The organism is Aromatoleum bremense (assembly GCF_017894365.1).
Taxonomy (GTDB): domain Bacteria; phylum Pseudomonadota; class Gammaproteobacteria; order Burkholderiales; family Rhodocyclaceae; genus Aromatoleum; species Aromatoleum bremense.
Map to the genome: position 1 here is coordinate 3,877,461 of NZ_CP059467.1, position 19,737 is coordinate 3,897,197.

General features: G+C 65.4%; 22 protein-coding genes. 14 read left to right on the top strand and 8 right to left on the bottom strand.

Translation table 11 applies throughout. From position 1 onward, the window contains the following. Positions 1-56: 56 nt before the first annotated feature. Positions 57-1,700, bottom strand: coding sequence for an electron transfer flavoprotein-ubiquinone oxidoreductase (locus pbN1_RS18315; protein ID WP_169202567.1), 1,644 nt, complete (start codon positions 1,698-1,700; stop codon positions 57-59). A 167-nt stretch (positions 1,701-1,867) separates the two neighbouring features. Between pbN1_RS18315 and pbN1_RS18320 the strand changes: the two genes are divergently transcribed. The 6 genes from pbN1_RS18320 to ftsB all read left to right on the top strand — a co-directional run bounded on the left by pbN1_RS18320 (position 1,868) and on the right by ftsB (position 7,263). After that, positions 1,868-2,272 carry an acyl-CoA thioesterase gene (locus pbN1_RS18320; RefSeq protein ID WP_169202568.1) on the top strand — a complete coding sequence of 135 codons (405 nt, stop codon included), beginning with the start codon at positions 1,868-1,870 and terminating at the stop codon, positions 2,270-2,272. Between the two features lie 57 nt (positions 2,273-2,329). Beyond that, positions 2,330-2,872 carry an isochorismatase family protein gene (locus pbN1_RS18325; RefSeq protein WP_169202569.1) on the top strand — a complete coding sequence of 181 codons (543 nt, stop codon included), beginning with the start codon at positions 2,330-2,332 and terminating at the stop codon, positions 2,870-2,872. A 117-nt stretch (positions 2,873-2,989) separates the two neighbouring features. After that, a complete protein-coding gene (locus pbN1_RS18330) occupies positions 2,990-4,627 on the top strand; it encodes a CTP synthase (protein WP_169202570.1) in 1,638 nt (545 codons plus the stop codon). A 10-nt stretch (positions 4,628-4,637) separates the two neighbouring features. Beyond that, on the top strand, positions 4,638-5,477 hold the full coding sequence (kdsA, locus tag pbN1_RS18335; RefSeq protein WP_169202571.1) for a 3-deoxy-8-phosphooctulonate synthase: 840 nt from the start codon (positions 4,638-4,640) through the stop codon (positions 5,475-5,477). A gap of 65 nt (positions 5,478-5,542) precedes the next feature. Further along, positions 5,543-6,832 (top strand): phosphopyruvate hydratase, encoded by a 1,290-nt coding sequence (gene eno / locus pbN1_RS18340; RefSeq protein WP_169202572.1) that lies wholly within the window; start codon positions 5,543-5,545, stop codon positions 6,830-6,832. A 155-nt stretch (positions 6,833-6,987) separates the two neighbouring features. Further along, positions 6,988-7,263 (top strand): cell division protein FtsB, encoded by a 276-nt coding sequence (gene ftsB, locus pbN1_RS18345; protein WP_169119323.1) that lies wholly within the window; start codon positions 6,988-6,990, stop codon positions 7,261-7,263. 28 nt (positions 7,264-7,291) lie between these two features. Here ftsB and pbN1_RS18350 read toward each other — a convergent pair whose 3' ends face one another. The 5 genes from pbN1_RS18350 to pbN1_RS18370 form a co-directional block, all read right to left on the bottom strand. Continuing rightward, complete coding sequence (locus pbN1_RS18350) at positions 7,292-7,723, bottom strand: CBS domain-containing protein (RefSeq protein WP_169119324.1); 432 nt, start codon at positions 7,721-7,723, stop codon at positions 7,292-7,294. 93 nt (positions 7,724-7,816) lie between these two features. After that, on the bottom strand, positions 7,817-8,347 hold the full coding sequence (locus pbN1_RS18355) for a C40 family peptidase (protein ID WP_169202605.1): 531 nt from the start codon (positions 8,345-8,347) through the stop codon (positions 7,817-7,819). A gap of 224 nt (positions 8,348-8,571) precedes the next feature. Further along, positions 8,572-8,925 carry an MliC family protein gene (locus pbN1_RS18360; RefSeq protein ID WP_169202573.1) on the bottom strand — a complete coding sequence of 118 codons (354 nt, stop codon included), beginning with the start codon at positions 8,923-8,925 and terminating at the stop codon, positions 8,572-8,574. 10 nt (positions 8,926-8,935) lie between these two features. Further along, entirely contained in the window at positions 8,936-9,643 is a 708-nt protein-coding gene (locus pbN1_RS18365; protein ID WP_169202574.1) for an SIMPL domain-containing protein, read from the bottom strand. Positions 9,644-9,907: 264 nt separating this feature from the next. Further along, entirely contained in the window at positions 9,908-10,450 is a 543-nt protein-coding gene (locus pbN1_RS18370) for a gamma carbonic anhydrase family protein (protein WP_169202575.1), read from the bottom strand. Positions 10,451-10,549: 99 nt separating this feature from the next. Between pbN1_RS18370 and pbN1_RS18375 the strand changes: the two genes are divergently transcribed. From pbN1_RS18375 to pbN1_RS18390, 4 genes are all read left to right on the top strand, one after another. Further along, the gene (locus pbN1_RS18375; RefSeq protein ID WP_169202576.1) at positions 10,550-11,395 is read left to right on the top strand and encodes a 23S rRNA (adenine(2030)-N(6))-methyltransferase RlmJ; all 846 of its coding nucleotides are present in this window, start codon (positions 10,550-10,552) and stop codon (positions 11,393-11,395) included. Beyond that, on the top strand, positions 11,392-11,748 hold the full coding sequence (locus pbN1_RS18380; RefSeq protein ID WP_169202577.1) for a nucleotide pyrophosphohydrolase: 357 nt from the start codon (positions 11,392-11,394) through the stop codon (positions 11,746-11,748). The genes pbN1_RS18375 and pbN1_RS18380 overlap by 4 nt, the downstream gene beginning before the upstream one ends. An 89-nt stretch (positions 11,749-11,837) precedes the next feature. Then, positions 11,838-13,421: an inorganic phosphate transporter gene (locus pbN1_RS18385; protein ID WP_169202578.1), complete on the top strand. Its 1,584-nt coding sequence runs from the start codon at positions 11,838-11,840 to the stop codon at positions 13,419-13,421. A gap of 38 nt (positions 13,422-13,459) precedes the next feature. Continuing rightward, positions 13,460-13,789: a DUF3301 domain-containing protein gene (locus tag pbN1_RS18390; RefSeq protein ID WP_169202579.1), complete on the top strand. Its 330-nt coding sequence runs from the start codon at positions 13,460-13,462 to the stop codon at positions 13,787-13,789. 25 nt (positions 13,790-13,814) lie between these two features. Here pbN1_RS18390 and folE read toward each other — a convergent pair whose 3' ends face one another. Further along, positions 13,815-14,465 carry a GTP cyclohydrolase I FolE gene (gene folE, locus pbN1_RS18395; RefSeq protein ID WP_169202580.1) on the bottom strand — a complete coding sequence of 217 codons (651 nt, stop codon included), beginning with the start codon at positions 14,463-14,465 and terminating at the stop codon, positions 13,815-13,817. Between the two features lie 125 nt (positions 14,466-14,590). Then, on the bottom strand, positions 14,591-15,583 hold the full coding sequence (locus pbN1_RS18400) for a serine/threonine protein kinase (protein WP_169202581.1): 993 nt from the start codon (positions 15,581-15,583) through the stop codon (positions 14,591-14,593). Between the two features lie 171 nt (positions 15,584-15,754). Here pbN1_RS18400 and pbN1_RS18405 point away from each other — a divergent pair, with 171 nt between their 5' ends. The 4 genes from pbN1_RS18405 to paeA all read left to right on the top strand — a co-directional run bounded on the left by pbN1_RS18405 (position 15,755) and on the right by paeA (position 19,715). Beyond that, complete coding sequence (locus pbN1_RS18405; RefSeq protein WP_169202582.1) at positions 15,755-16,543, top strand: hypothetical protein; 789 nt, start codon at positions 15,755-15,757, stop codon at positions 16,541-16,543. A gap of 14 nt (positions 16,544-16,557) precedes the next feature. Beyond that, positions 16,558-17,097: a YaeQ family protein gene (locus pbN1_RS18410; protein WP_169202583.1), complete on the top strand. Its 540-nt coding sequence runs from the start codon at positions 16,558-16,560 to the stop codon at positions 17,095-17,097. A 134-nt stretch (positions 17,098-17,231) separates the two neighbouring features. Next, positions 17,232-18,248 (top strand): hypothetical protein, encoded by a 1,017-nt coding sequence (locus pbN1_RS18415; RefSeq protein WP_169202584.1) that lies wholly within the window; start codon positions 17,232-17,234, stop codon positions 18,246-18,248. 171 nt (positions 18,249-18,419) lie between these two features. Beyond that, positions 18,420-19,715, top strand: coding sequence for a polyamine export protein PaeA (paeA, locus tag pbN1_RS18420; RefSeq protein ID WP_169202585.1), 1,296 nt, complete (start codon positions 18,420-18,422; stop codon positions 19,713-19,715). The last annotated feature ends 22 nt before the right edge of the window (positions 19,716-19,737 follow it).

Here is a 19,737-nt window from a genome sequence, read left to right on the forward strand (position 1 = left end):
GCCCTGCCGGAAGGTAGGGCTTTGGTCAGGCAGGGGCCGGCACGCAATGTGTGCCCTTACATCCCCTGGTAGATCGGCCCTTCACCGCCCTGCGGCACGACCCAGTTGATGTTCTGCGTCGGGTCCTTGATGTCGCAGGTCTTGCAGTGCACGCAGTTCTGCGCGTTGATCTGCAGTCGCGGGTGGGTGCCGTCCGGGTCGCGCACGATCTCGTACACGCCGGCCGGGCAATAGCGCTGTTCGGGGGCGTCGTACTTCGCGAGGTTGATCGCGATCGGCACTGACGCATCCTTCAGCTGGAGGTGGCAGGGCTGGTCTTCCTCGTGGTTCGTGTTCGACAGGAACACGGACGACAGCTTGTCGAACGTCAGCACGCCGTCGGGCTTCGGATAGGCGATCTTGTAGCACTCCGACGCGGGCTTGAGCGCAGTGTGGTCGGCCGTGTTGTGCAGCGTCCACGGCGCCTTGCCGCGGAACACCTGCTGGTCGATGCCGAACAGGAGCGACCCCATCCACAGGCCTTTTTTCATGTAGGGCTTGAAGTTGCGCGTCTGGTGCAGCTCATCAAACAGCCAGCTCGCGCGGAACGCTTCGGGGAACGCGGTCAGTTCGTCGCGGCTCCGATTGGCGGCGAGAGCGCCGAAGGCCGCTTCGGCGGCGAGCGAGCCGGACTTTATCGCGGCGTGGCTGCCCTTGATGCGCGCGGCGTTGAGGAAACCCGCGTCGTCGCCGACGAGCGCGCCGCCCGGGAACACCAGCTTCGGCTGGCTCTGCAGGCCGCCCGCTGCGAGCGCCCGCGCGCCGTACGCGAGGCGCTTGCCGCCTTCGAGGAACTTGCGGATCTCGGGGTGCGTCTTGTAGCGCTGGAACTCCTCGAACGGCGCCAGATGCGGGTTCGAGTAGTTGAGCCCCACGATATAGCCGACGGCGACGAGGTTGTCCTCGAGGTGATAGGCGAAGCCGCCGCCGTAAGTGGCGCTGTCCATCGGCCAGCCGGCGGTGTGCACGACCAGGCCGGGCACGTGCCGCTCGGCCGGCACTTCCCACAGTTCTTTCAGGCCGATGCCGTAGGTCTGCGGGTCGATGCCGTCGCGCAGGCGGTACTTTTCCTCGAGCTGCTTGCCGAGATGGCCGCGACAGCCTTCGGCGAACAGCGTGTATTTGGCGTGCAGCTCCATGCCGGGCTGGTAGGCCGGGCCGGGCTGGCCATCGCGCGTGACGCCCATGTCGCCGGTCGCCACGCCCTTGACCGCGCCGCGCTCGTCGTAAAGGATTTCCGCGCCGGCAAAGCCCGGATAGACTTCGACGCCCATCGCCTCGGCCTGTTCACCGAGCCACTTGACGACGTTGCCCAGCCGCACGATGTAATTGCCCTGGTTCAGGAAACAGGCCGGCAGCAGGTTGTTGGGCACCCTGCGCCCGCCGGTCTCGCTCAGGAAGATCACGCGGTCTTCGGATACCTGGGTATTGACCGGCGCGCCCTGCGCTTTCCAGTCGGGAATCAGTTCGGTGAGCGCGCGCGGGTCCATCACTGCGCCCGACAGGATATGGGCGCCGATCTCGGAAGCCTTCTCGATCAGGCATACCGCCAGCTCCGTGCCTTTCTCGCTGGCGAGCTGCTTGAGCCGGATCGCCGCCGCCAGCCCTGCCGGGCCGCCGCCTACGATCAGGACATCGAATTCCATTGATTCGCGTTCCATCCTATTCTCCATTTGTGTCCGCGATTGTTGGTCTGTAGTCGAGCGAACGGCAGTGTAATACACGTGCGGGACACGACGCAGACGCGGGACCGCTTCGCAGCCGTCAAGAACATACGGAACCGTATGTTACATTAGCTGCCGGTTCCAACCAACAGGACGTTCTTTTCATGGAAGATATCCGCAAACTTCAGCTCACGACGAAGATTCCCGTACGCTGGGGCGACCTCGATCGATACGGGCACCTGAACAACACGCTGTATTTCCGCTACTTCGAACAGGCGCGGATCGAATGGATCGAGCAAAAGGACTTTCGAGTCGATCCGGACGAAGCCGAAGGCGCGGTCATCGTTCATGCCGACTGCACGTTCCTGATCCCGGTGAATTATCCGGCGACAGCCATCGTCAAGGTCTTCGCGGGGCAGCCCGGACGCAGCAGCGTGATGAACTGGTACGAACTCTACGTCGAAGGCGACGAACGGCTTTTCGCGACCGGCTCGGCGAAAATCGTGTGGATCGACAACCGTACCGGGAAATCCCTGCCGCTGCCGTCCAAGCTGCGCGAAGGATTGTGAGGCCGGCTGCCGTACGGCATTTCGTGCGCCCGCACCGACCCATTTGAGGAACAACGAATGCTCATCAATCCCGCCACCTCCGCGCTCCTCGTCATCGACGTCCAGGAACGCCTCGCTCCGGCGATTCACGATGGGCAGCACGTCGCGCACAACTGCGCGTGGCTCGCCGGCCTCGCGGCGCGCATCGGCGTGCCGGTCGTGGTGACCGAGCATTTCCCGGCGAAAATCGGTGCCACGCTGCCGGCGATCGCAGCCGCTGCGGCGGGCGCCGAGTTCGTCACCAAGGAATGCTTCTCGGCGCAAGCGGACGGCTGCCTCGACAGGACCGCAGTGGACGCCCGGCGGCAGATCATCGTCTGCGGCACCGAGGCGCACGTGTGCGTGCAGCAGACGGCGCTCGGATTGCGCTGGGCGGGCAAGCAGGTGTTCGTTGTCGCGGATGCGTGCGGTTCGCGTAATCCCGCCGACCACGAGCTCGCTTTTGCACGCATGCGCAGCCACGGCATCGAGATCGTCTCGCGCGAGATGGTCGCGTTCGAGTGGCTGCAGCGCGGGGGCACGGAACTGTTCCGCGAGATCAACCGGGACTTCATCCGCTGACGACAACGCGACGGCGGGACGCTGCGGCGGTGCCGGAGACGGAATGCGCCGGTCAGGTCCGCTTCCGGACCGGCGGCCTCTTCGGTTATCATCGCGCTTTCCCGCAGCAGCGTTCCCATGACCAAATACGTCTTCGTAACCGGCGGTGTCGTGTCCTCACTGGGCAAAGGCATCGCAGCGGCCTCGCTCGGGGCCATTCTCGAATCCCGCAGCATCAAGGTCACCCACCTCAAGCTCGATCCGTACATCAACGTCGATCCGGGCACGATGAGCCCGTTCCAGCACGGCGAAGTTTTCGTCACTGAAGACGGGGCGGAGACCGACCTCGATCTCGGCCACTACGAGCGCTTCACGAGCGCCCGGATGGGCAAGCGCAACAACTTCACGACCGGGCAGATCTACGAGTCGGTGATCAAGAAGGAACGGCGCGGCGAGTATCTCGGCAAGACGGTGCAGGTGATCCCGCACATCACCGACGAGATCAAGCAGTACATCAAGCGCGGCGCGGAAGGCGCCGAGGTCGCGATCGTCGAGATCGGCGGCACGGTCGGCGACATCGAATCGCTGCCCTTCCTCGAAGCGATCCGCCAGATGGGCATCGAGGAAGGCCGCAACAGCACCTGTTTCATCCATCTGACGCTGATCCCCTACATCCCGACCGCCGGCGAGCTGAAGACCAAGCCGACGCAGCACTCGGTGAAGGAACTGCGCGAGATCGGCATCCAGCCCGACATCCTGCTGTGCCGCGCGGACCGCCCGGTGCCCGCCGACGAACGGCGCAAGATCGCACTGTTTTGCAATGTCATGCCCGAAGCGGTCATCGAGTGCCTCGATGCGAACTCGATCTACAAGATCCCGGGCCAGCTACACGACCAGATGCTCGACGAGATCGTCTGCCACAAGCTGAACATCCTCGCGCGCGCGGCCGACCTGTCGGTGTGGGAAAACCTCATCCGTGCGCTCGAAAACCCGAAGCACACGGTCGATATCGCCTTCGTCGGCAAGTACGTCGACCTCACCGAGTCCTACAAGTCGCTGATCGAAGCCGTGTCCCACGCCGGCATGCACACCGAGAGCAAGGTCAACATCCACTACATCGACTCCGAGGACATCGGGCGCGACGGCTGCGCGGTGCTCGAGAAGATGGACGCGATCCTCGTGCCGGGCGGCTTCGGCAAGCGCGGCACCGAAGGCAAGATCGCCGCGATCCGCTTTGCGCGCGAGAACAAGGTGCCGTATCTGGGCATCTGCCTCGGCATGCAGCTCGCAGTGATCGAATTCGCCCGCGACGTCGCCGGCATGGCCGGCGCGCATTCGACCGAATTCGAGCGCGACACGCCGTACCCGGTGATCGGCCTCATCACCGAATGGCAGGATCGCAGCGGCAAGGTCGAAAAGCGCAGCGAAGCGTCCGACCTCGGCGGCACGATGCGCCTCGGCGCGCAGGTCTGCCATCTCGTCGAAGGCTCGCTCGCCCGCGAAGTGTATGGCGCGGCCGATATCGTCGAACGTCATCGCCACCGCTATGAAGTGAATAACACGCTGCTCGCCCGGCTCGAAGAGAAGGGCCTGCGGGTGTCGGGCCGCGCGCCGGGCACCGACCTGTGCGAAATGATCGAGCTGCCGGACCATCCGTGGTTCGTCGGTTGCCAGTTCCATCCGGAATTCACGTCGAACCCGCGCAAGGGGCATCCGCTGTTCACGGCCTACGTGAAGGCGGCGCTCGCGCGCAAGGCGGCCGCGACGTCGGCCTGAAGGAGTGGCAATGAAACTTTGCGGATTCGAGGCCGGCCTCGACAAGCCGTTCTTCCTGATCGCGGGGCCGTGCGTCATAGAATCGCGCGACATGGCCTTCGAGACCGCCGGCGCGCTGAAGGAAATCTGCGCCGAACTCGGCATTCCGTTCATCTACAAGTCGTCGTACGACAAGGCCAACCGCAGCTCGGGCAAGTCGTATCGCGGCATGGGGATGGAAAAAGGCCTGGAGATTCTCGCCGACGTGAAGAAGCAGCTCGGCGTTCCCGTGCTCACCGACGTGCACGCGATCGACGAGATCCCGGCGGTCGCGGCGGCCGTTGACGTGCTGCAGACGCCGGCGTTCCTGTGCCGGCAGACCGATTTCATTCACGCGGTCGCGGCTTCTGGCCGTCCGGTGAACATCAAGAAGGGCCAGTTCCTCGCGCCCGGTGACATGAAGAACGTCGTCGACAAGGCGCGCGAAGCCAACGGCGGCGCCGACACGATCATGGTGTGCGAACGCGGCGCGTCGTTCGGCTACAACAACCTTGTGTCCGACATGCGCAGCCTCGCGATCATGCGCGAGACCGGCTGCCCGGTCGTGTTCGACGCGACGCATTCGGTGCAATTGCCCGGCGGGCAGGGCACGGCTTCCGGCGGCCAGCGCGAATTCGTGCCGGTGCTGGCGCGGGCCGCGGTCGCGGTCGGCATCGCCGGCCTCTTCATGGAAAGCCACCCCGATCCGGCGAAGGCGCTGTCGGACGGCCCGAACGCATGGCCGCTGCCGAAGATGAGGGCGTTGCTCGCGACGCTCAAGGAAATCGACGCACTGGTGAAAGCGCACGGTTTCCTGGAGATGGCAGGCTGAACTTCGCCGCGCACCGCAGAACGCGGTTCCAAAGTTTTCGATTCCCAAGAACGAGAGGAAAAACCATGAGTGCAATTGTCGATATCATTGCCCGCGAAATTCTTGATTCCCGCGGCAACCCCACGGTGGAAGCCGATGTCCTGCTCGAATCGGGCGTCATGGGCCGGGCCGCGGTGCCGTCCGGCGCCTCGACCGGATCGCGCGAGGCGATCGAGCTGCGCGACGGCGATGCCGCACGCTATCTCGGCAAGGGCGTATTGCAGGCGGTCGAGAACGTCAACACCGAGATTTCCGAAACGCTGATCGGCCTCGACGCCGAAGAGCAGGCCTTCATCGACCGCACGCTGATCGAACTCGACGGCACCGAGAACAAGTCGCGGCTCGGCGCGAACGCGACGCTCGCGGTGTCGATGGCTGTCGCGAAGGCCGCCGCCGAAGAAGCCGGCTTGCCGCTGTACCGCTACTTCGGCGGTTCCGGCCCGATGGCGATGCCGGTGCCGATGATGAACGTCATCAACGGCGGTGCGCACGCGAACAACAGCCTCGACATCCAGGAATGCATGATCATGCCGGTGTCGATGACGAGCTTCCGCGAAGCGCTACGTTGCGGTGCCGAGATCTTCCATCACCTGAAGAAGCTCACCGACAAGAAGGGCTACCCGACGACGGTCGGCGATGAGGGCGGTTTCGCGCCGAACGTCGGCGGCACCGAGGAGGCGCTGAACATGATCCAGGACGCGATCGCCGCCGCCGGCTACGAGCCGGGCCGCGACGTACTGCTGGCGCTCGACTGCGCCGCGTCCGAGTTCTACAAGGACGGCAAGTACGTGCTCGCCGGCGAAGGGCTGACGCTGAGCTCCGAAGGCTTTGCCGACTACCTCGCGACGCTTGCCGACCGCTTCCCGATCGTCTCGATCGAGGACGGCATGGCCGAGAACGACTGGGCCGGCTGGAAGACGCTCACAGACAAGCTCGGCCGCCGCCTGCAGTTGGTCGGCGACGATCTCTTCGTGACGAACACCAGGATCCTCGAGCAGGGCATCGACCAGGGCGTCGCGAACTCGATCCTCATCAAGATCAACCAGATCGGCACGCTGTCGGAAACCTTCGCCGCCGTTGAGATGGCCAAGCGCGCCGGCTACACCGCGGTGATCTCGCACCGCTCGGGTGAAACCGAGGATTCGACGATCGCCGACATCGCCGTCGGCCTGAACGCGATGCAGATCAAAACTGGCTCGCTGTCGCGCTCGGATCGCATTTCGAAGTACAACCAGCTGCTGCGCATCGAGGAAGATCTCGGCGATACCGTCAGCTACCCCGGGCGCCGCGCGTTCTACAACTTGCGGGTGCGCTGAGCGCAAGCCCGGGCGGCTGGCGTTTCGGCGGCCGCTGCATCATGACATGACCGGGGCCGGCGCTCATCCGCCGGCCCCGTTTTTTCAACTCCGATGAATAACGCTGCTCTGCCTGCACGGACCCGTGGGCGAGCTTTTCGGCAAGACCTTCGAATATGCGTTGGCCCGTGATCGTTCTCGCCGTGCTGGTGATCGTCCTGCAGTATCCGCTTTGGCTCGGTAAAGGCGGCTGGCTGCGCGTGTGGGACGTGGATCGCCAGTTGCAGGCGCAGCGCGAAACGAACCAGCGCCTCGAGCAGCGCAACGCGGGACTCGAGGCGGAGGTGCACGACCTGAAGTCGGGCAACGAAGCGATCGAGGAGCGCGCGCGCTTCGAGCTCGGCCTGACGAAACCGGACGAGATCTTCGTCCACATCCCGCGCAAGCCGTGATGCCCGCCACACACCCGGAGCGAAGAGCTTAGAGCAGGTCGGTGATCGCGTCGCGCCGCTCAAGCTCGACTTCGAACGCGACCAACTCTTGGCCGAGCGCGTCGCGCGCGGAAACCATGCCGATCGGCCGTCCGTTGTCAACGATCGGGATGTGGCGGAAGCCGCCGTCGTACATCATGTGCAAGGCGTGCCCCAGCGGAATGTCGGGCATGGCCGTTTGCGGACTGGCTGTCATCACCTGGTCGAGCCGCACCGACTCAGCGTCCAGGCCCGCTGCGAGCACGCGAACGAGGGCGTCGCGCTCGGTGAAGATGCCGACCAGCCGTTCCGCGTCGGTGATCATGATGGCGCCGACCCCGGCTTGCGCCATCCGGCGCGTCGCTTCCCGCACCGATATGTCGCGTGGTGCGGTGAGTATGCTCTGGTGTTCGATTACGTCGCGAATCCTGCGTCTCGGCATGGCGTCCTCCGTGTGAATGTGGACCATCACGTTCTTGTGCCGGGCTCGCGGCCCGATCTGTGTAATGCCCGTCCGCCGTCGCGTCCGGGGAGCTCAGTTTGCCGCAAGGAGACTGCGGGCGCCATCGATCCGGCTTTTGAAATAAGGATTCTCCAGCAATTCGATACGGATACGCCCGCGGCTCGACGGGGCATGAACGAATCGGCCGTCGCCAAGATAGATTCCCATGTGGGAATGCCGCTGGTTGCGCGTGTTGAAGAACACGAGATCCCCGGCTTGCAACGCGGGAATGGGGATCGGGCGGGTCAGTTGTGCGATCTGCGCCGCGTTGTGGGGCAGGCGGCGGCCGCTGATCTGCTCGACGATGTAGCTCACCATGCCGCTGCAATCGAGCCCGGCTTCCGGGTTGCGGCCGCCGAAGCGGTAGGCGGTGTCGAGCAGGCCGAGGGCGAAGATCACCATTTCCTGCGAATGGAGGGGATCGTTAAGCGAGAAATAGCTGCCGTCTTCGCGGCCGGATGCAGGACCGGGTGGCGTGGCGGTGGGAAGGCTGCTGCAGGCGGCGAGCAGTGCGGTCGCGATCGCGGCGACGAGTCCGACCGGAGCCGGTAGGCGAGCTGGCATGATGGGAACCCGTGATCGGTCTGGCGAAAGATATTCCAATCGCGGCCTGTTCGCACCGAAAAAAAACGGCCCTGCAGGCCGCCGGTTCCGAAGGTCAGTCGCTTGAGCGCCGCACCGAGGTGGAGCGGCGCTCGCAACGCGCTCCTCAAGAAAACGCCGGGCAGCCCCAAGTTTTCTTGTCCCCCTCGGGGGGCGGAAACGGCAAAGCCGTTTCCTGGGGGCGCTCAGAGGCGCTGATCCTGTGCCCTGCAATCGGCGCTGGTCGCCAGGCCCGGGCGTTCGAGCCGCGCTTCAGATCCCTGCAGGCGAAATACTGTGTGGCCGTCGGAATATTTTTCACCCGACCCCGCCGGCTGAACGGCCAGCGCGAAGATGCCCGCCCCCGTGCGCAGGCGGATGTGGTCGCGCAGGTATTCGACGGAGAAGCGCTCGCCGCCGGGACAGGCGTAGCCGACGACGCGCGAGGCGTCGCGGGTGTAGGCGGTGCTCGCGAGCATGCCGGTAGCACCACTCAATGCGACCAGCAATGCGACGCGGATTTTCAGGTTTGCTGTGCCGGGGCGCGGGTCATTCGTCATGGGGTTCGGCTTACTCGCTCAGTTCTATCGTGCCGCTGACCGTCACGGCAATTTCGCTTTCACCCGCTTCGATCGCAGCGGGTGCTGCCTCCGCGGCGAAGGTGGTGGTTTTCATCATCGGCCGGATCGGCGGCGACTCGCCGCCATAGCCGATCGACAGGTGGCGGATGCGATACGGCTTGCCGAGCGTCGCGGCGACCGCGTCGGCACGTGCCTGGAAAGCCCGGATCGCGTCGCCTGCCGCGAGGTCCGCGACGCTCCTGCGTGTTTCGGGCGCCGGTTGCATCAGGAGACCGGACAGGGCGAGCTTCCCCTGGAGTTTGCCGAGCAGCTCGGACAGCGCCGGCAGGTCGCGGCTCTCGAGCTGGATTTCGGAGCGCATCCTCCAGCCTTCGATCTTCCGGCCCTCCTTGCCATAGACCGGAAAAGTGCTCGTACCGGAACTCCTGGCCTTCACCGCGGGGTAAAGGCGCGCCTGTTCGAGAGCCGAGGCGATCACCGCATTGACCTGCCTTGCCAGCGGTGCGGGATCCGCGCCATCCGCTTCGAAATACAGGCTCGCAATCGCCATGTCGTTCGGCGCCGCCCGGCTGGCGTCGGCCGAGAGGTCAACCGTCGGGACGACTCGTTCGGCATGGGCGGTTGCGGAGGGTGAAGCGGCGAGCATGACGAGCGCGAGCGGCAGGGCGAGGAAGTGTCGGGTTGCGCGATGTGCCATGGGCGTAGCCGCAATCGGATGGAATGGAGGTGGCGTCGATTTCGCGCCAGGGGCGGAAGCGCTCAGGCGCGCAGTGTATAGACCATTTTCTATCCCCGGAGCCCGGACGTGTAATGTCTTGTAAGTATCCGCGCGATACGGGAGGACAGGATGCTTTCCTGCCCAGCCGGAAACCCGGCGGCGCGACGGCGCCCGGACTGGCGGTCCGGCTCGCGTGCGGGTATCGGCGGACCGGCGCACGTGGCGCGTGTTGCAATGAGGACGTTACTTCACCGATTTCAACGGATTGATGTGGCGCGACTCCGCCGCATACATCCGCGCATTCGCAACGTAGTTCGCCGCATTCGTGCGCAGCCCGGCGATGTCCTCGTCCGACAGTTCGCGGATGATGCGTCCCGGCGAGCCGACGACGAGCGAGCGGTCGGGAATCACCTTGCCTTCCGGGATCAGCGCATTCGCGCCGACGATGCAGTTCTTGCCGATCACGGCATGGTTGAGCACGACCGCATTGATGCCGATCAGCGAGCCGTCGCCGACCGTGCAACCGTGCAGCATCGCCATGTGGCCGACGGTTACGTTCGAGCCGATCGTCAGCGGCACGCCGTCGTCGTTGTGCAGAATCGAACCGTCCTGGATGTTCGTGTTGTCGCCGATCACGATCGGGTCGTTGTCGCCGCGGATCACGACGTTGTACCAGATGCTCACATTGCGACCGGCGTGCACCTGGCCGATTACCGTTGCGTTGTCTGCAACCCAGCAGCCTTCTCCAAAATCGGGAACGCGTTCGCCGAGGGCGTATATCGCCATTCTTCATTCTCCATCGGAGCCGGTCGTCCGAGCGCCGGCAGGGCGCAATGATAACAGGTGGTGTTAGCATTCGCCGCTCAGTCAGATAGCGCCGTCTTCATGCTCAGTTACCGCCACGCCTTTCATGCCGGCAATCACGCCGACGTTCTCAAGCACTTCGTGCTGATCGAACTCCTGCGCTACTTCAACCGCAAGGAGAAACCCTGGTGGTACGTCGATACGCACGCGGGCGCCGGCTGCTATGCGCTCGACAGCGAGCAGGCGGGGAAGAACGCCGAATTCGCGGGCGGAATCGGCCGGCTGTGGCAGCGGGACGACCTGCCGGACGCAATGCGCCCGTATCTCGATGCGCTGGCCCAGTTCAACCCCCACGGCCGGCTGACCTTCTATCCCGGTTCGCCGGCGCTGGCGATGACGCAGTTGCGCGAACAGGACCGCATGCGGCTGTTCGAATTGCATCCGGCCGATGTCGCGCTGCTTGGGCAGACGTTCGCGCGCGACGTCCAGCGCGTCCAGGTCCGTAAGGCGGATGGTTTCACGGCGCTGCGCGGCCTGCTGCCGCCGCCGTCGCGCCGCGTCGTCGTGTTGATCGACCCGCCGTACGAGGTCAAGGAGGATTACCGCCGCGTCGTCGATACCCTTGCCGACGCGATCAAGCGGTTCCCCGCCGGAACCTACGCCGTCTGGTATCCGCTGCTGGCGCGTACCGAGGCACGCCAGCTGCCCGAGCGCCTCGCGGCCCTCGGCGCTGAAAACTGGCTCGACGTGCGCCTCGCGGTGAAAAAACCGCCGCGCGACGGCTTCGGCATGTTTGGCAGCGGGCTGTACGTCGTCAATCCCCCATGGGTGCTGCCGCAGACGCTGGAGGCAGTGATGCCGTGGCTCGCGGGCGTGCTGGGGGAGGACGGCGAGGGGAGATTCGATCTGGAGCACCACATCGAATGAGCGAACGCGACCAGCTGCTTGTGCTGCGCGACGCGCTGCGGGCCTTTGCAGCCGAGCGCGACTGGGAGCGCTTCCATACGCCGAAAAACCTCGCGATGGCGCTGGCGGGGGAGGCCGGGGAGGTGATCGAGCATTTCCAGTGGCTTAGCGCCGATGAATCGGCGAATCTGTCCGAAGCGCGGCGTGCCGAAGTGGCGCTCGAACTGGCGGACGTGCTGCTGTATCTGGTCCGGCTCGCGGACGTCCTCGATATCGACCTCGGCGAGGCGGCACAGCGCAAGCTGGCGCTCAACGCGGGGCGTTATCCCGCCGACAAGGCGCGCGGACGTTCGGATAAATACGACAAACTGTGACCTTTGCGACGCAAATCCTGTGCGTCGTGATTGGGGCATGGAACCATTTCTGAAACAATACCGGTCCTTTTGATTACGGAATTCAGCACGTGGAGCTTCAGCACATCAGCGAGATCGAGCGGGCGACCCGGAAAGGCCGGGCGGAACTCTTTCGTCTCGGAACAGGCCTGATTTTCATCGTCGGCGCAATGCTGTACGCCGCGATGATCGGACAGGGCGAGGGCAGCGTCATGTTGGTCGCGGCAGCGGCGGTCGGCTGCTACATGGCGATGAACATCGGCGCCAACGACGTGGCGAACAACGTCGGGCCGGCAGTCGGATCGAAGGCGCTGACGCTGGGCGGCGCGCTCGTGATTGCGGCGATCTTCGAGGCGGCCGGCGCGCTGATTGCCGGTGGCGAGGTGGTCAATACGATACGCAGCGGAATCATCGACCCGGCCAGGATTCCGGATCCGGACACTTTTGTCTGGGTCATGATGTCGGCGCTGCTCGCCGGCGCGTTGTGGCTCAACATTGCGACCGCGGTCGGCGCGCCGGTGTCGACGACCCACTCGATCGTCGGCGCCGTGCTCGGCGCCGGCATCGCGGCGAGCGGGATGGGGATCGCCAACTGGGAGGAGGTGGGCCGGATCGTCGCCAGCTGGGTGATCTCGCCGCTGATGGGCGGCATCGTCGCGGCGGCGTTTCTCTACCTGATCAAGCGCAGCATCACGTACCAGCACGACATGGTTGCGGCCGCCACCCGCATGGTGCCGTACCTGGTCGCCTTGATGGCCTGGGCGTTCGGAACCTATTTGCTGCTGAAAGGATTGAAGCAGGTCTGGAAGGTCGATTTCCTGACCGCCGTGCTGACCGGCTTCGGCTTTGCCGTTGCAGTGCTGTTCCTGGTCCGGCCGATCGTCGCCCGCCGCGCGCAGTCGATCGCGAACTCGAAGCAGAGTGTGAACCGGCTCTTCACTGCGCCGCTGATCTTTGCCGCTGCGCTGTTGAGCTTCGCCCATGGCTCGAACGACGTCGCGAACGCGGTCGGTCCGCTCGCGGCGATCGTCGATGTCCTCGCCTCCGGCGCAACCGAGATTTCGCGCGCGGCGCCGATTCCACTCTGGGTGATGTTGATGGGGGCGCTGGGGATCTCGATCGGCCTCGCGCTGTTCGGTCCGAAAGTAATCAAGACCGTGGGCTCGGAAATCACCGAGCTCGACCAGATGCGCGCGTACTGCATCGCGATGTCGGCGACGATCACGGTGATCATCGCGAGCCAGCTCGGGCTGCCGGTGAGCTCGACACACATCGCCGTCGGCGGCGTGTTCGGCGTGGGATTCCTGCGCGAGTACCTGAAGAGCAACTACGCGCGCATGGTTGCCGACATCAAGGCGCATCACCCGGAAGGCGACCAGGCCGCCATCGATGCGTTCCTTGCCAAATTCGAAGCCGCGCCGATCGACGAGAAGGGCCAGATGTTGCGCGAACTGAAGGCCAAGGCCAAGCAGCAGCTCGATCCGGCTCACTTCTCGAAGATGGAGCGCAAGGGCCTGCGCAAGGTGTATCGCAAGGAGCTTGTCAAGCGCTCGCAGCTGATGCGCATCGCCGCCGCCTGGGTGATCACCGTTCCCGCGTCGGCGGTGATGGCGGCGATCCTGTTCTTCATGATGCGGGGCATGATGCTCGACTGAGCGGCGGGTCGCGCTGCTGCCGTCGTCACTATCCCGCCATGTCCTCCTTCGAACTCGCCGCCCTGATTCTGCTGTGCCTGCTCGGCTGGTTCTGGCTCGACAGCATCAAGGTACGCGAGCTGGGCGTACAGGCGGCGCGTAGCGCATGCCGGCGCGAAGGGGTGCAGTTCCTTGACGAGACGGTGTCGATCCGCTCGCTCCGGCTGGCCCGCGATGCGGACGGCCGCCTGCGGCTGCGGCGCGTCTATGACTTCGAGTTTTCCGCTTCCGGCGACGACCGGCAACGCGGTTCGGTGATGCTGCTCGGCAGCGAAGTCACGATGCTTGATGTCGGCCCCCGTCGCACGCCGGGTTTCACCGTGCACTGACCCGCCCGGGCATCGCCTCGCCGCTTCAGCGACCGGGGGCGCGGCCCGAGATCGCGTGCAGGAATTCGCCGCGCAGGTGCTCGCGCGTCTCGAATTCGCCGGCGAACGCCTGCGTCACGACCCGTTCGTCGCCGCGGCGGTCCTCGCCGAGCAGCAGGCACAGCTGCTCGGCCTCGACGATGCAGGCTGCTCCCCGCGCATGGCCGTGCTGCAGTAGCGCATCGGCGATGTCCCGCGTCATCCATTCCTGATAAGTGAAGCGATGCCCGATCGCGTCGACGAGGCGGGCAATACGCCCGAAACCGTGCAACCGACCGCCGGGCAGGTAGGCAACGTGCGCGACGCCGCGGAACGGCACGAGGTGGTGCGGGCACACGCCATGCACGGCGATGCCGCGTATCACCACCATGTCGGTCCGATCGTCGGCGAAACCGTCGCCGAGCGCCTCGGCGGGGTCCATGTCGTAGCCGCCGAGCAGCCGGCGCTGCCAGAGTTCGCGTACGCGGGTGGAGGTTTTTCCGGTATGTATCGCGTCCGGGGCGACGCCGCACGCGCGCAGCAGGTCATTGACGGCCCGTTCGAACGCGGCCGGATCGAAGCTCCCGCTACGGGGGATGCCGATCCCGGCGGCGGAGGGCGGCTGAGGATGCTGGTGCTGGTCGTGAATGTCCGACATGTGGGATGTACCCCGGCGGCTGGGCTAGACATGATACGCCCGTCGACGATCGCAGCGCCAAACCCGCTCGGGCGACGAATACCGGATCGGAGAACATCTGCAGGTGCCGCGGAAAACCGGATCTGTCATGTCGACCAGAGCGGTCGCTCATCCATCAGCGGGATCTGCTCGCGCAGTTCCAGGATGCGGTCCTGCCAGTAGCGCTGCGTGTTGAACCACGGGAAAGCCGCGGGAAACGCGGGATCGTCCCAGCGGCGGGCGATCCAGGCTGAATAGTGGATCAGCCGCAGCGTGCGCAGCGCCTCGATCAGATGCAGTTCGCGCAGCGAAAAATCGTGAAAGTCTTCGTAGCCGGCGAGCACGTCGCCGAGCTGGCGGCTCATGTCCTCGCGTGTGCCCGACAGCAGCATCCACAGGTCCTGTACCGCCGGGCCCATGCGGCTGTCGTCGAAGTCGACGAACTGCGGGCCGGGTGTCGATGGCGACTCGCTCCACAGCACGTTGCCGCCATGGCAGTCGCCGTGCAGCCGGATCGGGGTGAACGCCCCTGCGCGGTCGAAGCAGCGTCGCACGCCGTCGAGCGCCTGCTCGACGGTGCTGCGCCACGCCGGCAGCAGATCGTCCGGAATGAAGCCGTTGGCGAGCAGCCAGTCGCGCGGTTCTTCGCCGAAACTTGCGATGTCGAGCGTCGGCCGCGCGTGGTACGGCGCCAATGCGCCCACGGCGTGGATGCGGCCGAGAAAGCGGCCCATCCATTCGAGGGTTGCTGCATCGGACAGCTCCGGTGCGCGCCCCCCCACCCGCGGAAACACGGCGAAGCGCAGGTCCGCGTGATGATGCAGCGTGGCATTGCGCAGCACGAGGGGGGCGACGACGGGGATCTCGCGCTCGGCCAGTTCGGCGACGAAACGGTGTTCCTCGCCGATCGCCTCGTCCGGCCAGCGCCGCGGCCGGTAGAACTTGACGACCACCATCGGGCCGTCTTCGATGCCGGCCTGATAGACACGATTCTCGTAGCTGTTGAGCGTGAGCAGACGCCCGTCGGGGATCAGCCCGACGCTGTCGAGCGCGTCGAGGATCCGGTCCGGAGTGAGATTTTCGAACGGCGGTGTGGCCATGGGGTCGGCAAGCCTTCGGGCGAGGGGCGGCCGTCCATTTTCGCAGGAAACGGGCAGGGCACAAGGGCGAAGGCGTTTCCCGGTGTCCGCCCGCGCCGCATCCTTGCCCCGTGGCATTTGCCGGACGCAGTCGCGGGCCTCACAATGGCGCCCTTTTCCCGGACCTCGCGCATGCATCCCGACCCATCCGCTTCTCCCTCGCCCATTCCGCCCGACGCGCTCGCGGCGCTCGCCCGGCCGGAAGTGCAAAAACTGGCCGCGCGGATGGCGCAGGACGGATTCTCGCAGGCTTTCCGGCTGACGCTCGACGAAGATGACGAGGGGCGCGTGCGGGGCGTCGAAGCGCTCGCGTCGGCGTTGCGCAACTGGGGCGCCGCGGGTGAGAGCACGGACGCCTGCGGCCTGCGCCTCGCGCTGGTCGTCGCGGGTCTCGACCAGTGGGGTGTGGCATACAGCCAGGCTTTCGGGCTGGCGGCGATCCCCGGCCTGTCCGAACTCCTCGGGGCGCTGCGCACCGGCCTCGATCCGCAGCAGGAGGCGCGTTTTCACCAGCAGTTCGCCGCGATCGACGCGACTGAAGGCAACGCGATCGACTTCAAGATCGAATTGCGCCGCGGCATCCATCTCGCGCTGTGGCACGCGATGATCGCCGGCGACGAGCGCGAACAGGCGAAAGCGATCCTCGCCCACCTCGCAGGCATGATGTTCGCGTTGATCCGGGCGATGCCGGAGCTCGGCTGGCGGCTCGTCGCGGATGCGCTCGCGCATATCCAGATCCGCTGTCTCGCCGAGGGCCTCGCCGCGGACGGGCTGGCGCGGGAAATGAACGAGGCGCTGTTCGCGGCGCTTTCCGCCGGACTGCCGGCGCCGCAGCGCGACCGCATCATGGCCCACTCGGCGCAGGCCGTGCTCGCCTGGCAACAGGCGCGGCGTACCCCGCCCGCCGGCCCCGTGCACTGACCGGGGTCCAGACGATGGCGCTGAAGGCAACGATTTTCAAAGTCGAATTGACGATTGCGGACATGGACCGCAATTACTACGCCGATCACAGTTTCACGATCGCCCGCCACCCGTCGGAAACCGACGAGCGAATGATGGTGCGCATCCTCGCATTCGCGCTGTATGCCGATCCGGCGCTCGCGTTCGGCAAGGGCTTGTGCGTCGATGACGAGCCGGACCTGTGGCAGCGGGATCTGACCGGCGCGATCGAGCGCTGGATCGACGTCGGCCAGCCCGACGAAAAATGGATCCGGAAAGCCTGCGGACGGGCGCGCGAAACGGTCGTCGTCAGCTACGGCCGGGCGGCGGACATCTGGTGGAACGGCGTGCGCGACAAGCTCGCGCGGCAGTCGAACCTGGCGGTATGGAACCTCCCCCCCGACGTCGCGCCCGCGCTTGCCGCGCTGACCGCCCGCAGCATGCGGCTGCAATGCACGCTGCAGGACGGCCAGGTGTGGATCACCGACGGCCGGCAGACGGTGCTCGTCGAGCCGGAGCGCAGGATGGGCGCGTGAAGATGGCTGCTGTGCACGGATCGCGACGGCCCCTGTACGGCTGAACCGAAAGGTTTACGCCTGCCCGGATTCACCGGATCTCCACCTTCGGCCTTCCTTCGTGGTATTTTGGATGCATGCGAAGGAGAACCGTCATGAGGCGATGCTTCCTGCTGTTCCCGCTCATCGGATATGTCGCGGTGGTGTCTGCCGCCGGCCCCGGCGATCTTGCCCTGTCTCCCGATGCCGCCGCGCCGCCCTTGGCTGTCGATACGCAGGACGCCAGCACCCTCGCGGCCAGAACGCCTGCCGAGGAGGAGAGCATGATGGAGCAGGGTCGGCAGGGTGTGCGCGCGATTACGGAGGGCGTCGCGCGCACCGTCGATGGCTGGTTCGGCGACGTCCCGTTCGAGGAGGGCGGCAAGGTGTCCGGCAGCGTCCGCTTCGATTTTCTGGCGCGACAGGACGAAGGACTGCGCAACAACTTCCGTTTTCGTGTCCGCATGGACCTGCCGAACGTCAAGCGGCTCGGCTATCTCTTCATCGGCCAGGACAACGAGCAGGAGGAGGTCACCGACCAGCCGGAAGCGTTCACGCGCCAGCACCAGTTGCTGGCCGAAAGCCGCCGCGACGACCAGTCGTTCTTTGCGGGTGTGGGCTATGCGCTGCGCGAGTTCCTCGAGTTCCGTGTGGGTTTTCGCGGCGGCGTCGATGACGTGTATGCGCAGGCGCGCTACAAGAAGTTGTGGCGTTTTTCCGATCGGGACGTGTTCGGCTTGCGCGAGACGATCTTCTGGCGATCGGACGACGGCTTCGGTTCGACGCTCGCGCTCAATTATGACCATGCCTATTCACCCTCGTGGTCTTTCCGCTGGCAGGCCGTCGGCACGATCTCGGAGGAGACGTCCGGGCTGAGGTGGGGGAACAGCTTCGGGATGTTCAAGGCCTACCCGAATCTGCGCGAATCCGGGCTCGAGGCGCTCGTCAGCGGCGAAACGGATCGGCGCGTGGGTGTCGGCGAATACGGCATCCGCGCGACCTGGCGGCAGCCGGTCTACCGCGAATGGACGTTCATCGAACTGAGCGCCGGCCACTTCTGGCCGCAGGACGACGACGATCCCGAGCGCAGGCGCAGCTGGGCAGCGGGAGTTATGGTCGAAGCGTTGTTCTGAGCGCCCCCGGAAACGGCAAAGCCGTTTCCGCCCCCGAGGGGGACAAGAAAACTTGGGGCGGCCCGGCGTTTTCTCAAAAGGCCGCATTTTCGCGACGCTTCCCAGGCCGGATCGGGCCGCAGCGGCGCCGTGGAACGGGGCGGCGACGGGCGGCCTGCGAGGGGGCAGTACGTGAGTGTCACGAACCAGATCCTTGTCATTGCGCTGCTGATCGGAATCAGCGCGTTCTTTTCGATCGCGGAGATTTCGCTCGCGGCCTCGCGCAAGATCAAGTTGCGCCTTATGGTGCAACAGGGCAATTCGGTCGCCGAGCGCGTGCTCGCGCTGCAGGAGAACCCGGGCCATTTTTTCACGGTGGTGCAGATCGGGCAGAACGCGGTGGCGATCCTCGGCGGCATCGTCGGCGAATCGACGCTGTCGCCGGCGGTCGCGCAACTGATCGGCGTGGTCTACGATGGGCCGATGCTCGAATCGATGAGCTTCGTGCTGTCGTTCGTCATCGTCACCTCGCTCTTCGTGCTGTTCTCCGACCTCGTGCCGAAGCGCCTCGGCATGACTTCGCCGGAGCGCGTCGCGATCGCGGTCGTCGCGCCGATGCGTTTCTGCGTGCTCGCGTTCGCACCGCTGGTGTGGCTCTTCGACGGCCTCGCGAATGCGCTGTTTCGTTTGTTCAAGCTGCCGAACGTGCGCACCGAGAACATCACCTCCGCCGAGATCGTCGCGATGGTCGACGTCGGTGCGCAGACCGGGGCGCTGCTCAAGCAGGAGCGCCAGCTGATCGTGAACGTCTTCGAGCTCGATTCGCGCACCGTGCCGTCGGCGATGACGAACCGTGAAAGCATCGTCTATTTCACGCTCAACGAGACCGAGGACAGCATCCGCGGCAAGCTCGTCGCGCAGACGCATGCGAAGTTCCCGGTGTGCGAGAGCACGATCGACACGGTGGTCGGCTACGTCGACTCGAAGGATATTTTCGCCCGCATCCTGTCCGGCCAGAAGCTGTCGCTGCGCGCCGACCCGGTCGTGCGCAATGCGCTGGTGATCCCCGATACGCTGACGCTGTTCGAGGCGCTGGAGCGTTTTCGCGCCGCGCGCGAGGACTTCGCCATGATCGTCAACGAATATGCGCTGATCGTCGGCCTGCTGACGCTGCAGGACATCATGAACACGGTCATGGGCGAACTCGGCAGTGCGTTCCAGGAGGAGCTGATCGTCAAGCGCGACGAGGGCTCGTGGCTGATCGATGGCATCACGCCGATCGAGGACGTGATGCAGGCGCTCGACATCAATGAATTCGTCGGCCACGAGAATTACGAGACGATCGCCGGTTTCATGATGTACATGCTGCGCAAGGTGCCGAAGCGGACCGATTCGGTGAGCTATCGCGACTACAAGTTCGAGGTCGTCGACATCGACAATTACCGCATCGACCAGTTGCTGGTCACGCGCGCGCCCACGAGGGAATGACTGCTGCCCGGACGCGCATCCG